General features: G+C 39.3%; 16 protein-coding genes and 1 pseudogene. 13 read left to right on the top strand and 4 right to left on the bottom strand.

Features of this window, described 5'->3' with window-relative positions:
• Position 1 precedes the first annotated feature (1 nt).
• The 13 genes and pseudogenes from GGR21_RS02875 (at position 2) to GGR21_RS02820 (ending at position 10,834) form a co-directional block, all read left to right on the top strand.
• Positions 2-1,150 (top strand): vWA domain-containing protein, encoded by a 1,149-nt coding sequence (locus tag GGR21_RS02875; RefSeq protein ID WP_183305669.1) that lies wholly within the window; start codon positions 2-4, stop codon positions 1,148-1,150.
• A gap of 289 nt (positions 1,151-1,439) precedes the next feature.
• Positions 1,440-2,285 carry a DUF3298 and DUF4163 domain-containing protein gene (locus tag GGR21_RS02870; protein WP_183305668.1) on the top strand — a complete coding sequence of 282 codons (846 nt, stop codon included), beginning with the start codon at positions 1,440-1,442 and terminating at the stop codon, positions 2,283-2,285.
• 8 nt (positions 2,286-2,293) lie between these two features.
• Positions 2,294-2,914 (top strand): 16S rRNA (guanine(527)-N(7))-methyltransferase RsmG, encoded by a 621-nt coding sequence (rsmG, locus tag GGR21_RS02865; protein ID WP_183305953.1) that lies wholly within the window; start codon positions 2,294-2,296, stop codon positions 2,912-2,914.
• Between the two features lie 73 nt (positions 2,915-2,987).
• Complete coding sequence (locus GGR21_RS02860) at positions 2,988-3,638, top strand: NAD(P)-dependent oxidoreductase (protein WP_183305667.1); 651 nt, start codon at positions 2,988-2,990, stop codon at positions 3,636-3,638.
• Between the two features lie 128 nt (positions 3,639-3,766).
• Positions 3,767-3,907, top strand: a pseudogene (locus GGR21_RS20860) (site-specific integrase); the annotation flags it as partial.
• Between the two features lie 67 nt (positions 3,908-3,974).
• Positions 3,975-4,820, top strand: a complete 846-nt coding sequence (locus GGR21_RS02855; protein ID WP_183305666.1) for an AraC family transcriptional regulator — start codon at positions 3,975-3,977, stop codon at positions 4,818-4,820.
• Positions 4,821-4,899: 79 nt separating this feature from the next.
• Positions 4,900-5,121, top strand: coding sequence for a 4Fe-4S binding protein (locus GGR21_RS21105; RefSeq protein ID WP_183305952.1), 222 nt, complete (start codon positions 4,900-4,902; stop codon positions 5,119-5,121).
• Between the two features lie 4 nt (positions 5,122-5,125).
• A complete protein-coding gene (locus tag GGR21_RS02845) occupies positions 5,126-5,593 on the top strand; it encodes a DUF4405 domain-containing protein (RefSeq protein WP_183305665.1) in 468 nt (155 codons plus the stop codon).
• A 15-nt stretch (positions 5,594-5,608) separates the two neighbouring features.
• Positions 5,609-6,220, top strand: a complete 612-nt coding sequence (locus tag GGR21_RS02840; protein WP_183305664.1) for an NAD(P)H-dependent oxidoreductase — start codon at positions 5,609-5,611, stop codon at positions 6,218-6,220.
• Between the two features lie 247 nt (positions 6,221-6,467).
• The gene (locus GGR21_RS02835) at positions 6,468-7,109 is read left to right on the top strand and encodes an MBL fold metallo-hydrolase (RefSeq protein ID WP_183305663.1); all 642 of its coding nucleotides are present in this window, start codon (positions 6,468-6,470) and stop codon (positions 7,107-7,109) included.
• Between the two features lie 24 nt (positions 7,110-7,133).
• Positions 7,134-9,986, top strand: coding sequence for an aminomethyl-transferring glycine dehydrogenase (gcvP, locus tag GGR21_RS02830; protein ID WP_183305662.1), 2,853 nt, complete (start codon positions 7,134-7,136; stop codon positions 9,984-9,986).
• A 68-nt stretch (positions 9,987-10,054) separates the two neighbouring features.
• Entirely contained in the window at positions 10,055-10,375 is a 321-nt protein-coding gene (locus GGR21_RS02825) for a heavy-metal-associated domain-containing protein (protein ID WP_183305661.1), read from the top strand.
• A gap of 6 nt (positions 10,376-10,381) precedes the next feature.
• Positions 10,382-10,834 (top strand): copper resistance protein NlpE, encoded by a 453-nt coding sequence (locus GGR21_RS02820; RefSeq protein WP_183305660.1) that lies wholly within the window; start codon positions 10,382-10,384, stop codon positions 10,832-10,834.
• A gap of 496 nt (positions 10,835-11,330) precedes the next feature.
• Here GGR21_RS02820 and GGR21_RS02815 read toward each other — a convergent pair whose 3' ends face one another.
• From GGR21_RS02815 to rnc, 4 genes are all read right to left on the bottom strand, one after another.
• Positions 11,331-12,275: a DUF6807 domain-containing protein gene (locus tag GGR21_RS02815; RefSeq protein ID WP_183305659.1), complete on the bottom strand. Its 945-nt coding sequence runs from the start codon at positions 12,273-12,275 to the stop codon at positions 11,331-11,333.
• 110 nt (positions 12,276-12,385) lie between these two features.
• Positions 12,386-14,059 carry a nucleoside kinase gene (locus GGR21_RS02810; RefSeq protein ID WP_183305658.1) on the bottom strand — a complete coding sequence of 558 codons (1,674 nt, stop codon included), beginning with the start codon at positions 14,057-14,059 and terminating at the stop codon, positions 12,386-12,388.
• Positions 14,060-14,347: 288 nt separating this feature from the next.
• A complete protein-coding gene (gene asnA / locus GGR21_RS02805) occupies positions 14,348-15,385 on the bottom strand; it encodes an aspartate--ammonia ligase (protein ID WP_183305657.1) in 1,038 nt (345 codons plus the stop codon).
• Positions 15,386-15,564: 179 nt separating this feature from the next.
• The gene (gene rnc / locus GGR21_RS02800) at positions 15,565-16,395 is read right to left on the bottom strand and encodes a ribonuclease III (protein WP_183305656.1); all 831 of its coding nucleotides are present in this window, start codon (positions 16,393-16,395) and stop codon (positions 15,565-15,567) included.
• Positions 16,396-16,400: the final 5 nt, after the last annotated feature.

Genomic DNA, 16,400 nt, shown 5'->3' with positions numbered 1-16,400 from the left:
TATGAAAAAGCTTACACTATTAACTTCATTGTTATTTGTTTTAGCAACAATGGCTTTTGCAAATACAAACAAAACAGATGATCAGCAACACAAGGGTACAAGAATTCAGGTCGCCATACTTCTGGATACGTCGAGTAGTATGGACGGATTGATAGAGCAGGCAAAGTCGCGCCTGTGGAATATAGTGAATACTCTCACCACATTGAGGTATAAAGGAGAAATTCCTCAGATAGAGATCGCTTTATATGAATATGGTAACGACAGATTGAAGGAGCGGGACAGCTATATACGGCAAGTCGCACCGCTGACCACCAATCTGGATTTGATCTCTGAAAAATTATTCTCTTTGACTACTTATGGAGGGCTGGAATATTGCGGGGCTGTGATAGATCAGGCTGTGAGCAAGCTGGAATGGGGAAATCACAGCGCAGATATGAAACTTATATATATTGCCGGCAATGAACCTTTCACACAAGGGAGAGTTTCGTATAAGTCGGCCATAGACCGTGCATTGGATAAAGATATATATGTGCATACCATTCATTGCGGTGATCGTGAATCCGGCATCAGAGGAATGTGGCGCGACGGAGCAATCAGGGGGAAGGGGCGGTTTTTCAATATAGATCATAATGCAAAAATCCGCTATTATGATACGCCTTACGATGACAGGATAAGCCGTTGCAATGAAAGATTGAATTCTACTTATGTGGGCTATGGTAGTGACAGGTATTATTTTCAATCCAATCAGGTGGCACAGGATGCTAATGCTCTGAAAATGTCGAAATCTAATATGGCGGAACGTGCCGTAAGCAAATCTGCGGCTGCCTATGATAACAGTTCGTGGGATTTGGTAGACATGGCGAAGAAAGATAAGACAGTATTTAGCCGGATCAAAAAATCGGAACTACCGGGAGAGTATCAGGATAAATCGACGGCTGAAATCGAAAAGCTTGTAAAAGAAAAAGAAGCCGAACGTGCTACCATCCAGAAAGAGATCAATGACCTGGCCAGGAAACGCCAGGAGTATATCGATGAACAGAAGATGAAGGAGGGCGGTGACACCTCTGCGGATGACTTAGGTAAAGCCATTAATGAATCGATTCTGGCACTAGCAAATCAAAAAGGATATACTAATAATTCGAATCAGTAGTTAAAATAATCGAGTAGTTGTCAGTATCTAAGCCACTTAGTGGTAATTGAGCAGATAATAGCATTCATCTTTCTTAATTCTTTGACTGCTGATTGATATTAATAAAAAATATCTATAAATACGTTTTGTTTAAATTTGCAGCTATCTTTCATGAACTATGAGAGATAGCTGTTGTTTAAATAGTAAGCAGAAATTCAAATCTGTTTTTCTTTATAGAAATTTCAGAGGAAAAAATAGCATATTTTCTTTTTATCGTATATTTGTACCAATAAAGATAATGGCAATTTGTATGAAAGTCAGATTTATTACCCACAGTTTTTTTATTTTGGTCTTTATGGTTTTTTTTTCCTGTAAGACAGATAAACAGGTAGATACACCTAATGGAATTGTATATGATTCGATTTCGGAGGCCAGGATATATCATCTTGATAATGATTCCACAAAGCCATCCTGTTCCCTGAAAATAAAATATATTTATCCGGTGGAGTATAAGGCTCCGGAAGTCTTGGCCAAAATGCAGGGGGAGCTCAATTTTGCCTTGATGGAAGACGAAGCATATGAGAAACTGACACCAACAGAAGCTGTCCAGAAATATGTGACAGATTATATCGAGAATTATAAGCGTGATGCAAAGGAACAGTTTCCTAATTGGGAAGATTCCGGAGATACAGAAGACTATTTCTCGTATTACAAGACTCTGGATACAAAAATAATATATGACATGTCGGGCATTCTGTCCTATCAGATATCATCCATGGACTATAAAGGAGGGGCTAATTCTTCCACTGCTTATCGCAATGTCGTGATTGACCTTCAGACCGGAAACAGGCTTGGTGAGCCGGATATTTTTGTGGCAGACTATAAGAAAGTTCTTAACTCTACTATTGTGGATAAGATAGTCGCTCAGAATAATGTTAAGAAGGCTGATGATCTTCTGGAGTTTGGCTATTGGGGTATTGAAGATATTACATCCAATGATAATTTTTATGTAGACAAGAAAGGTATTACCTATATTTTCAATCCGGGCGAATGTGCTGCATTCACGTTGGGCGAGATACGTGTATTTATACCTTACGAAGAAGTGATATCTGTATTGAAAGCCAATTCTCCGATTTCTCATCTTTCAGGTAAATAATAATGAATATAGACGTTATCCTTAAATATTTCCCGGATATATCCGATACTCAGAAAGAACAATTCAGTGCATTGTACGATTTGTATGCCGACTGGAATTCCAAAATAAATGTCATATCCCGCAAGGATATTGAAAATCTGTATACCCATCATGTATTGCATTCTCTGGCTATTGTCAAGCTTATAAAATTCACCGATGGTACTAAGATCATGGACGTGGGTACAGGAGGAGGTTTTCCCGGTGTTCCATTGGCAATCATGTTTCCGAAGTGTGAGTTTCTGTTAGTTGACAGTATTGGTAAAAAGGTAAGGGTTGCTACGGAAGTGTCTGATGCAATAGGACTAAAAAATATACAATTCAAGCATAGCCGCGCCGAAGAAATAAAGGAGAAGTTCGACTTTGTAGTCAGCCGTGCCGTAATGGCATTACCCGACCTGGTAAAAATAGTCCGCAAAAATATTTCTCCGGAACAACACAATGCCCTGCCAAATGGTGTAATCTGTCTGAAAGGAGGAAACCTTGAGGGTGAGATGAAGCCTTTCAAAAAATTAGCAGAGGCGGATGACCTTTCCATGTTCTTTGAGGAGGAATATTTCAAGACAAAGAAAATCGTATATGTGATGATTTAGTTGTTTTTTAACTTTTTCTTATTGTTGGTTGTTATATATACTATGAATGAATAATCATCAAAAAAGAAAAAATATGAAAGTAGCATTAATTGGAGCCACAGGATTTGTAGGTTCGGCTCTATTACAAGAATTATTGCATAGGAATTATGAAGTAACGGCGATAGCGCGTAATACGGCAAGAATACCAGTGAAGGATGGAAATCCCAAAACAGTAGCCGTAGATGTGACTGATGCCAAAGCGTTAACAAATGTATTGAAAGGTAACGATGTTGTATTAAGCGCGTTTAATGCAGGCTGGGCAAATCCTGATATTTATAATGATTTTATGAAAGGATCGGAAATCATTCAGGAAGCGGTAAAAGAAGCCGGCGTTAAGCGTTATGTCGTCATTGGGGGAGCCGGGAGCCTGTATATTGATGGCAAACAAATTGTCGATGGAGACGATTTTCCCGAAAGTATAAAACCCGGAGCTACTGCCGCAAGAGATTACCTTGATGTGTTAAAGAAAGAGACGGAATTGGATTGGACTATGTTCTCTCCGGCCATCAATATGCATCAGGGTATAAAAACCGGAAGGACAGGCAAATACAGGCTGGGAACAGACGAGCCGGTATTTGGTAAAGACGGAGAATCGACCTTGTCGGTCGAAGACCTTGCCGTTGCCGTGATAGACGAAATAGAAAATCATAAGTTCTCACGTAAGCGTTTTACTGCAGCTTATTGATTTGTAGTTAAATGATTAACATATAGAGCATTCCATTTTGTGGGATGCTTTTTTTGCGCACTAACTATTCTCTAAAATAAAAGTCTGAACAAAAAGCAAGAAGCGGACAAACGAGGACAACCGACTGTGTTAGCCCAATAATGGGGAATACCAATACTAAAATCACCCCAATTTATGCTAAGATAACAAAAGAAAAGATCAGCCAAGACATGGAAATACTATCGCATAAATTGGAAAGTTTGGAAAAGCAGATAACCGACAGAATATAACTTATCCTAAAAAATAGAGTAACTTCATTAATATGAAGTTATCTTTGCACTGTATCTTATATGTTTTATGAATAAAATTCCAATACATAAAATATCGGAAAAATTTGATGGAGCAATAGCCAAACTAAAGCATATGTCAAAAGATGGGCATAATCTAAATATAGACTATGCCCATCGAGATGACTATTACATTTTCTTTTTCATTGAAAAAGGCAATGCTAAACTGCTGATAGATTTTAAAGAATACGAACTAAGAGAAAATACAGTCTATTATATCTTACCTGGACAAGTACATCTTTTAGTAGACCATAGCATAGATACCAGTGCATGGGTATTAATTGTAGACCGTTCGCATGTAAAAGACAAGTATAAGGAGATATTTGAGAGAAGCTCTCTTTCCAAAAGCCAAATAGAACCGAACGAATCCACAATAGATGACTTGCAGGATTGTATTTCTATTTTGGAACGAAGGTTTTCTGTTGAAAATCAATCGGTTAGTCTGGGTGTGTTACATGATTTGCTATCGTCTTATATAGGGATAATTGCGGAAGTATATCAAAAAGGTCTTCCCATTCAGGCTAATAAACGCACAACTATTATTACTTTTCAATTCAAGACGCTGTTATCTGCTAATTATCAGTCATTGAAAAGTCCATCGCAGTATGCGGCTAAGTTAAATATTTCCCCCATATATCTAAATGAAGCGGTTAAGACAACAACAGGACTAACCGTCAGAGAATGTATTCGTAACGAAATTATTGTTCGGGCTAAACGCTTGTTGTTTCATACAACCATGAGCGTCAAAGAAATCGCTCTTGAACTTGGGTATGAAGACTGGGCTTACTTTACCCGTATGTTTTCCAAAGCATCGTTATTATCGCCGACACAGTTTAGGGCAAAATACCTTAAATAGTCCAAGCATCCCCTCTGTTTGTCTATTTCCGCTTTTCTGCCAATTTCATTCCTTTGCATTAACATAAAACAGATGCGGAATGAGAACAAAATCAACCAAATTCATAAAATTAGATACCAGCAAGTGTATTGCATGCTGGAAATGCATAGATGTTTGCACAAGTCAAATTCTAAGTAAAATGGTTGTTTTGTGGCATAAACATATTGTACTCAAAAAAACTGAAAGTTGTTCAGGTTGCAACAAATGTGTCAAAGTATGCCAATGTGATGCAATTCGTAAAATTGCCAAAATTAACACATAAAAGTATGAAGAGGAAAATTTCACTCATAAAAGGGAAGCCTATATTCATAGTAGATTTAATCCTGATACCTGTGTTTGCGCTCGTAATATACAGCGGGTTAAAATTGCATGTAGCAGGACACATTAGCGGACATGATACATGGACGCATTGGACACATTTTCATGTTATCACAGCCATTTTATCACTTTTATTTGGTGGACTTCATGTAAAAGCACATTGGGGATGGTATAAGAGTTTGATAAAAAATGGTATCGGTAAAAAAAGTAAAATCACAACAATCCTATCTGTATTGTTTCTGATAGAGATAATTACAGGAGTTATTCTTGTTTTCTTTATTGAGGGTGGAAATTCCTCTGCCGGGATATGGCACTACAGGCTTGGTCTTGTTATGATAGTATTTGTATTGATTCATATCATTACCCGATTCTCATTGATGATGAAAGGATTGGGATGGAATAGAAAAAAGAAATAGTTAAATTCAAAATATATGAAAACTTTAATCGTATTTAATCATCCATATGAAAAGAGTTATTGCAACGCTATTTTAGAAGCGGTACAATCAGGATTAGAAAAGGGTAGTCACCAAATTGATTTAATTCATTTGGATAAGGACAATTTTGACCCTGTAATGAGAGGGAAGGATCTTGCTGCCTTTGCGAAAGCAAGAAACAATGCCGAAGATGCTTATACCATGCTTGATCCACAAGTTACGGAGTATAAAAAGAGGTTGGAAGAAGCGGAGCATCTTGTGTTTATTTTTCCTATTTGGTGGGAATTAATGCCTGCACTAACTAAAGGCTTTGTTGACAAAGTGATATTTCCTGGAATCGCTTACGATTACGGAAAATCGACAAGCATGATTTTTCGACTAAAAAAACTTAAGGGAGTAACAGTCATTACAACCATGAATACTCCTTCTACTATTTATAAGCTGATATTTGGAAATGCTATTAAAAATTCATTATTGAAAGGAACGCTTTGGAAAATAGGATGTCCTAATCGTAAATGGATTAGTCTTAATATGGTTAAAAGTGTTTCAGTGGAAACGCGTAAAAAATGGTTAATGAAAATTGAGAAAAAGTTTACAGAATTAAAATAGCGATTGGTGTCTATAGCCTAAGTATTAGTTATTCAAAGCAGTAGAGGATGTGAAAACAGAAAAAGAAGAAGTGAAAACAGAAAACTGAAAGAATTCTAATAAGTTAATACAATAGGCAGTACCTTACATTAAGGTGCTGCCTTTTTGTATATTTATAACACAAGTTCTAAGCAAAAATCATTAGTTTTATATTCTAAAAGAAGTATCTTTATAACCGTTTTTTTACAGATAGTCAAATTAACAAAATATGAAAGTAAAAATATTTGAGTTCAATCCCATCAGGGAAAATACATATGTAGCCTACGATGACACGAAAGAATGTGTGATTATCGATCCGGGCTGTTTTTTTCAGGAAGAGAAAGCGTTGTTGCTGGACTTTATTCTTGATAATGATCTTATCGTAAAGCACCTGTTGAATACGCATTTGCATTTCGATCATGTATTTGGTAATAATTTTATATACGAACGGTTTCACTTGGAACCGGAAGCGAATATAAAAGATGAATTCCTTCTGGAGAAATTTCCTGAACAGCTGAAAATGTTCGGATTTAATGATGAAGCTTCCCAAATACCTAAAATAGGTAAATATCTTAATGAAAATGATGTGGTAACTTTTGGTAATCAACGGTTGATCGTACTCGAAGTGCCGGGGCATTCTCCGGGTAGCATTGTGTTTTACAATCAGGATGCCGGCTGTGTTTTTGTCGGGGATGCTTTGTTCAGGGGCAGTGTAGGTCGTACCGATCTTGAGGGAGGAAACCATCAGCAACTGATCGATGGCATTAAGGGGAAACTGTTGACTTTGCCGGGCGATACCATTGTTTATTCCGGACATGGTCCACTAACCACCATAAGAGAAGAAATTAAAAGTAATTTTTATTTACAGTAATAACCTAATACAGAGTAGATACACATGAAAAGCGAAAGATTTCAGCATCGCCACATTGGCATCAGTACAGAAGAAGAAAAAGTAATGTTGGAAAAGATCGGAGTTCGCTCTCTGGATGAACTGATCGATCAGACTATTCCTCAAAATATAAAATTACAGCAAAGCCTGCGGCTTCCCGAAGCATTGAGCGAACACGAATATGCTGAGGAAATGGCTTTGATGGCATCAAAAAACCGTATCTGCGCATCATACATAGGTATGGGTTGGTACGATACAGTATGTCCTGCACCTATCTACCGGAATGTATTCGAAAACCCCGTGTGGTATACATCATATACGCCTTATCAGGCAGAAATATCGCAAGGCCGCCTCGAAGCTCTGATGAACTTTCAGACAATGGTGAGCGACCTGACTGCCCTGCCTCTTTCTAACTGCTCATTGCTCGATGAAGCAACTGCCGGAGCTGAGGCTGCCACAATGATGTTCAATCTGCGTAGCCGCGACCAGATAAAAAATGGCGCTAACAAGCTTTTCGTAGATAAAAATATATTTCCTCAAACACTGGCTGTTATCAACACACGTATGGCTCCACAGGGAATCGAAGTTGTTGCCGGAGATTATAAAATAATAGACCTGAAAGACGGATTCTTCGGGGCAGTTATCCAATATCCCGATTCGAATGGAAATGTTGTCGACTATAAAGGATTTACCGAAAAAGCGCATGCCGTCGACTGTAAAGTAGCAGTCGCTACCGACCTGATGGCGCTTACATTGCTTGTCCCTCCGGGAGAATGGGGCGCAGATATTGCCTTCGGAAGCAGCCAGCGGTTTGGTATTCCTATGTTCTACGGTGGCCCGTCGGCCGGATTCTTTGCTACGAAGGAAGATTACAAACGTAATATTCCGGGACGTATCATCGGACTTTCTAAAGATGCCTATGGTAAACCGGCTTATCGCATGGCTTTGCAAACCCGCGAACAACATATCAAACGCGAGAAAGCGACGTCCAATATATGTACGGCTCAGGCTCTGTTGGCTACTATGTCCGGTTTCTATGCCGTATATCATGGGCCAAAAGGATTGAAGAATATCGCTAAGCGAATTCATTCGGCAACAGCACTGATCGCTGATGAGTTGAAGGAGCTAGGTTATATAGTTCTGAATGAGCAATACTTCGATACATTGAAGATTGCTTTACCTGGCGGACTTTCTCAGTATGCGTTGCGTGAACAAGCCGAAATGCGGGATATTAACCTGCGCTATTTCGAAGGTGGCGAGGTGGGTATCAGTGTTGACGAAACAATTACCGAATACAAGGCTCATGAGTTGTTAGCTGTATTCTCTCTTGCGGTCGAGCGTATGAAGGTGTATATGATAGACGATCTGCCTGAAAAAATGGCTATCAAAGATAACTTCCTGCGTAAGAGCGAATATTTACAGCATGAAGTATTCAATATGTATCATACAGAAACCGAATTGATGCGTTATATCAAACGTCTCGATCGTAAAGATATTTCCTTGGCACAATCTATGATTTCGTTAGGGTCGTGTACTATGAAACTGAATGCTGCATCGGAATTGTTACCTTTAGGACTGGGCGGATTCCAGAATATCCATCCGTTTGCGCCGGAATCCCAAACTCAGGGATATACCGAGCTGATAACCCAATTGGGAGAATTCCTGAAGGAGATCACAGGGTTTGCGGGAGTCAGTTTTCAACCTAATTCGGGCGCGGCAGGTGAATATGCCGGGCTGATGACTATCCGGAAGTATCAGGATAGTATCGGGCAGGGACATCGTAATATCATCCTTATTCCTGCTTCTGCTCACGGAACAAATCCTGCATCAGCCATACAGGCCGGTTATGAAACAGTAACGGTTGCCTGTGATGATCAGGGAAATGTGATTCTCGAAGATATAAAGGCAAAGGCAGCAGAGCACAAAGATAATCTGGCAGGTTGTATGATCACATATCCATCTACACATGGTATTTTCGAAAGGGAGATCAAGGAAATGTGCAAAGTGGTTCATGACAACGGAGGACAGGTTTATATGGACGGCGCGAATATGAACGCGCAGGTAGGACTGACTAATCCGGGCTTTATAGGCGCTGATGTTTGCCACCTGAACCTGCATAAAACATTTGCTATTCCTCACGGTGGTGGCGGACCGGGAGAAGGCCCTATCTGTGTGGCTGAGCATCTGATCCCGTTCCTTCCTCACCATCCTGAACTGGACGGTAGTACAGTGAATACAGTGGCTTCGTCTCCTTATGGTAGTGCAGGGATATTGCCTATCACTTACGGTTATATCCGTATGATGGGAGCAGAAGGTCTTACACATGCTACCAAGATTGCCATATTGAACGCCAATTACCTGGCCGAATGCTTCAAAGATACTTATGGTGTGGTGTACAGAGGCATCACCGGCAGGGTAGGGCACGAGCTTATCCTCGAATGCCGCAATGTGAAAGATTTTTCCGGTATTACGGAATCGGATATTGCCAAACGCCTGATGGACTATGGTTATCATGCGCCGACACTTTCTTTTCCTGTACATGGAACATTAATGATAGAGCCGACTGAAAGCGAAAGTCTGGCAGAACTTAACCGTTTTGTGGATACAATGAATCAGATATGGCAAGAGATAAAAGAAGTGGAAAACGGAACATACACCAAGGAAGATAATGTGCTGGTAAATGCGCCCCATCCTGAATATGAAGTGTGTGGCGACGAATGGAATCATGCCTATCCACGATCAAAAGCTGCTTATCCGTTGGAGTTCGTAAAACAGAACAAATTCTGGATAAATGTAGCCCGTGTAGATAATGCATTTGGCGATCGAAATCTTATCACATGTCTTTGTGATATGGGCTAAAAATGTATTTTTGTAAACTTTATTCTTTTAAAAACGTTATTATATAAACACTAATCAGTATTAAAACTATGAATGTAAGGATTTTTGTAATTACGATATTATTAGCGTTAGGAGCGAGTATGACGCTTTTCGGACAAAATAAAAAACCGGCGAATGATAAGGAAAAAGTTGTTTTCGATGTGTCGATGACATGTGAAAATTGTCAGAAACGGATTGAGAACAATATCGCATTCGAAAAAGGGGTTACCAATATGAAAGTTGATCTTGCGAAAAAAACAGTTGAAATAGAATTCAAAAAGAGCCAGACGACAGTCGAAAAACTTCAGGCTGCAATTGAGAAATTGGGCTACGAAGTTAAATTACATAATAGTGAACAGAAAAAAGAGTAAACAAAAATGAAAAAAATTGTAATGATGATTGCTGTAGCAGGGCTTCTGGCAAGCTGTGGCGGCAATACTCAAAAAAATCAGGAAGAACAAGCTTCTGTAGAAGAATTCACAGAAATCGCTAAGAACGTGAAGGATGAGCATAATGCAAAGAACTCTCTTGATTACAAAGGTACTTATAAAGGCGAGATTCCGGCGGCAGATGCTTCAGGCATAATTGTATCTGTAACATTGTCGGACAGTACTTATGTGAAAACAATGAAGTATATCGGTAAAGGCGATAAAACATTCGAGGATAAAGGAAAATATACCTGGAATGATGCAGGAAACACCATTACTCTTGAAGGATTGGACGGTGAATCGGGTAAGTATTTCGTTGGAGAAAATACATTGATAATGCTTGACATGGAAGGTAATAAAATTACCGGCGAGTTAGCAGATAAGTATATTTTGAGGAAGTAAAAAATAGCGATATTAAATAAAAATGGTTATCCAATTGCATGGGTAGCCATTTTTTGTTATTAATATCAATCAGTCGTTGAGGTTGTATTTTTTTGGAGAAATTTATCTGTATAATATAATACGAGTAGCCGGTAGACAGTAGTTGGCAGAAGCGATCTTTGACATGGATAAAGTTGACAAGTAAACGAGATACAAGTAAACAAGTTTTTCGTTTTTGTGGATTTTACTACGTTTCTCTCCGTTGACCGTTGGTTGTAATCCGATGGGAGAGAAGTTATAAGTATTTTTTGTTAACTGTTAACTGAACAATCTGTCAGGTTTGCCTCGCCTTCGCTTCGGCGATTGTTGATTGTAACTTTTTTGATACACAAAGTAAAAAAAGAACTGGAATTCTTTGTTGATTACCATCATTGGCACATTGGCATATTTACTAATCAGCACATTGAACGGAGCGTAGCGAAGTGTCAGGTTTGTCAGGTTTTAACAATCTCAATTATTAATGTTGTTCTTTCGAAAATACCTGCCATAGTTTCTCTGCATCATCGGGACTTATTAATTGATCAAGGATGAAAATACGGTAATGTAATATCAGTTTTTCAGAAGGAGTTAAAGTATATGACTGCTTTTTGGTAGGAGAGAAGTTCCACATCATATCTCCCGTTCCGGCGTTTGCATTTTCGTCCCATACCCGTAATGGTTCCGGATGATTCAGATTAGACGGATGTGACAAAATGAGAATGCACGCATCATCCTTATCTGCTTTTCCTTGGAAGTAGGCCCAGCGTGCGTCCGAATTATCAGCATCTTTTCGTGTAAAGCCTTCGGATGTCAGGAAATCAGCCCGGGCGGGTGTCCAGTCTTCGCGTGTACGAATTACCAGTCCCCCGTATCTGTATTGCTCCAAAGTTACCGGACTATCAGTCGCACATTGCAGAGTTGTTGTATAATCGATATAATAGCCGGAGATGGGTGTTTTCCCTATCTTTATTTTCAGATTTTCTTTCATTACTTTTTGCGTGGAAAGAGAATCAGGGTATGCAATATGATCGAGAATAGCACTGAATCCGGAATCAGATATATCGGTAAATTTCCTGAAGGATACTGTTCCTTGTCTCTTACCCACATTCCAGAAATCGATCTCCTTACCTTCAAAAGTGGTTTTGGTCCATGCATACCAAAGTCCGTAATGGTGATAATGGTCGGGAGGTGACAGATTCGTAAGGGTTTCGCCATTAATGCTATTAACAGGGTGGAAAAAACCGCTGCGCTGATAGACTGAATCAGCTCCTGCAGGAGGATATACGGTAGCATAATTATATGTAAATAAAGATTTATCTCCAAGCCTATATTCTAAAGTGTGACCTGTATCTATATGGTGTAAAGATGGTTGGCAACCGTATAATAATAAAAGGAAAAAAGTGGAAATCAGAGTTGTTTTCATAATCTGGTCTTAGTCTTGAAAAAGAAAAAAGTATATCAAAAATTAATTTTGATATACTTTTTCGAAATATACTCAATTCTTTTATAAGTCAGCTTATAAATTTCTAAATTCTAATATTTAAAACTACTTCCTCCCAGGAATTCCCGTAACAAAGATGTTGGAGGTAATTCCCTGTCATTAATATAATTGAAATATTTGAGGAATTTCAGCAGCCTGTGAGCCTCTGCATATTCAGGCGCACTATTCGGTACCTGAGATAAGATAGGCTCGGCATAAAGGCGTAAGGCGGCAAATTCGTACATCATAGCAGAGTTGAACATCACATCGGCATTTTCCTGATAGGGGAATATCCACTTGTCTTCACCCTTGCGTACACTCGGCCAGCGCGAAATAGTGTCTATGGCCGAATAACCCCTGTAACGGTAATCCCTGATCAGACGGCGCAGCAGGCGGTTGTCTGTTGTCGGTATCCAGTTGTGGTTGTCAAGGGAGATGGTAGTCAATGCCGATACATATACTTTAAATTTCTGATAATCAGGTATAGATGATGTCAACTCGGGATTCAATCCGTGTATTCCTTCTATTACCAGAACAGAATCTTCTTTCAGTTTCAGTTTATTTCCTTTATACTCTCTTTTTCCCGTTGTGAAATTGAATGTCGGCAAATTTATCTCTTCTCCTTTCAATAGGTTTTCCAGATCTTCGTTAAATTTGTCGATATCCAGAGCATATAGAGATTCGAAATCATATCCTCCGTTTTCATCCAGCGGAGTCATTTCCCTGTCCACAAAATAATCGTCCAAAGATAAGCCCACGGGTTTTACGAGATTTACCATTAACTGAACTTCGAGTCTCAATCGGAACGTGGTCTTTCCTGACGAGGACGGACCGGATATTAGAACAATCTTAACTCCGTCTTTTGTTTTGTGAGCTATCTTTTCGGCTATATTTGCAATGGTCTTTTCCTGATAAGCTTCCGATATTTTGATCACATCGGGCATTCTTCCTAACAGGTTGGCCTTGTTCATGTCGCCTACATTATCCAGACCGACAATATTCAAAAATGTAAGATGCTCTTTATATACATTATACATTTGAGGTTGTGATATTACCGGTTCCAGCACGACAGGATTGGAACGGTTAGGGACACGAAGCAGTAAGCCGTCATTATATTCTTCCAGACCAAACAAATTGACATATCCTGATGACGGGACTAGGCAACCGTAAAAATAATCGACGGTATCGCCCATACGGTAATATTTAGAATACAACTCACCGGAGGTTTCCAGAAGGATAGCCTTATCGTCGAATCCCCTGTCACGGAACATTTCCACAACTTTTACAGTCTCTTCTTCCACGCCTTCGAAAGGTAGGTCGGCCTCTATGTATTCCTGCATCTTGGTTTTTATGGCATTTATCACCTCTTCGTTGATGACGTGCGTGTCGCCATTGCTGATCCTGCAAAAATATCCAAGAGAAATAGGGTGTTCGAGGTATAGTTGGGCTTCGGGATATAGTTCGCCAACGGCTTTGGCCAGAAGGAAACATAAAGAACGAACATAAGTTCTCATACCTGAGTTGTCTGTCATGTCAACAAACGTAACAGTTTTATTATGGTATGCCTGGTATGTGAGTGGCTCGGTCTTGTTGTTTACTTTTGCATTTACAATTTTGAATCTGGAGTTGATATTAAATTCTTTCAGGATATTAATCAGATCCGTACCTGCCGGAAATTCTTTGTATGTGTTGGTGTTTGTGCAGTGAATGGTAATTGTATTATCCATATTCATGTCATTTTATATTTTTAAGCAAGTTTCATATCAAAAATAAAGGATGCCTTCTTTCCGGGCATCCTTCTACGGATATAAAGTTAAGGAAATTTATTCATTAAAAAAACTCACTTTTCCTCTTTCTGTATTATATATGTCACCTATTATCATAATTTCACCTTTTTTCTATTTCTTTCAAAAAAGGTATATTATTCAGTTTCAAAACAAAAGAACTACCCAATGGCAGTTCTTTTGTTCGAATTAAATATATATGGTAACTAATTACCTGTTTCTGAGTTGATCCTATATCAAAGGCATACCTAATGCTTCGGCCTCATTACGCATTTTGGCTGGCCATATGCCTGCCTGAATTTCTCCAATGTGCCCTTTCCTCAGGTAGAACATACAAAGGCGTGATTGTCCGATTCCTCCTCCTATGGACTGAGGTAACTCGCCATCGATCAGGCGTCTGTGAAAATAAAGCTCTTTCCGTGATTCCAGTCCGGTAAGTCTAAGTTGCTCAAGCAGAACCTCCTTGTTAACACGGATGCCCATTGAAGAGAGCTCCATGGCCTGTCTTAATACAGGATTCCAGACAATCAGGTCTCCGTTCAGACCATGATATCCGTTTTCAGAACGGGTAGTCCAGTCGTCATAGTCAGGAGCGCGCCCGTCGTGAGGTTTTCCGTTACTTAGCATACCACCAATCCCGATAATAAAGACAGCACCGTGTTTTTGAGCGATTTTGTTTTCCCGTTCTTTCTCAGACAGGTCGGGATACATCCTGAGTAATTCTTCTGAATGTATGAATGTGATTTCGCAAGGCAGGATAGGTGCAATAGCCGGGAAGATCTCATAAACGAGATATTCGGTGCGTACCAGCGCTGCATATATGCGTCTTACTATTTCTTTCAGGAATTCAATATCCCTGTTTTTGGGAGACATTACCATTTCCCAGTCCCATTGGTCTACATATAGTGAATGCAGGTTGCCCAGTTCTTCGTCGGCACGTATGGCATTCATATCTGTGTATATGCCAAAGCCCTCATTTATCTTATAATCAGCCAGAGTCAACCGCTTCCACTTAGCCAGGGAGTGTACAATTTCTGCACGCTCGTCTCCCATGTCTTTTATAGGGAAATTCACAGCCCGCTCCACGCCATTCAAGTCGTCGTTAATACCCATTCCCTTTAGTACAAACAGAGGAGCTGTTACCCTCCTGAGCCTTAATTCTGAAGACAGGTTTTGCTGGAAAAAGTCCTTAATCTGTTTAATGCCCATCTCGGTTTGTTGCAGGTCGAGTATCGCATGGTATTGCTTCGGCTTGACTAAATAACTCATTTTTATTGATGATTTTTGTATTTTATATTAAATTGAAAGGCAAAGTTATTGTTTTTCTGTTAATGTGAAAATAAATATCAGTATTTTAATTCAAATAGATAATTAGAATTTTCTAATGTAAGAAAAAGAGGAAGCGGTAGAATAAAAGTTATTCTACAATAAAGTATATTGGTGTATAATTATTGTTGATCTGTATCTTTCTCGGATGTCTTCACATATTGCTCGCTGTGTTTTTGTTGCTGGGTGTAATGCAGTTCAAATATGTGACTCCTGAACTCAGTGTTCTTGTGCAGCTTATTGTATGCTTCTTTTGCTGCTTTTTGTTGCGATTCTTTTTTAGAGTATCCGGTTCCAAGTCCGGCCCGTTCTCCTAAGATCATGACGGCAGTCTTAAATATCGGAGTATTGTGTTCGTCTACAAAGCTGTCGATAAGGTCGAAGCTAACAGAGATCTTCTGCTTCTGGCTCCATTCTATCAGGCGTGATTTGTAATTAGCTTCCTGTTCGGCGACTGTTTCTATGTTTAGATATTGTGTTATCAGCTTTTCGAATACGAATTTTTTTGCAGCCCGGTAGCCCTGATCCAGATAGATAGCCCCGATCAATGCTTCCAGTGCATTGCCGTACATATGTGTATTCGGAGCAGTGTTTTTTGCAGAGGTCTTCACCAACTTGTCTATACCCAGCTCGAGAGCCAGTTTGTTTAAGGTTTCGCGCTGAACGATTTTTGAACGCATATTGGTAAGGAATCCTTCTTTCTTGTACTCAAATTCTTTGAATACAATATCGGCAACAATGGCATCCAGTATAGCATCTCCAAGAAATTCGAGGCGCTCATTGTTTATCCATTTCCCATCTTTTAGTTTTATGGAAGATGATTTGTGTAATAAAGCCTGTTCGTATAAAGTTATATTGAAAGGATAGAAGCCCAGTATCTTATAAAAAGACAAATAAGGCTCCTTCCCTTTTTTGGGAAGAAGCCTTATTTCTCGATATATCTTTTTAAGCACGATGA

Origin of the sequence: Dysgonomonas hofstadii (assembly GCF_014196915.1) — a bacterium.
Taxonomy (GTDB): domain Bacteria; phylum Bacteroidota; class Bacteroidia; order Bacteroidales; family Dysgonomonadaceae; genus Dysgonomonas; species Dysgonomonas hofstadii.
Note: the sequence above shows the minus strand (reverse complement) of the source record. Positions and strands in the feature narration are given on the sequence as shown.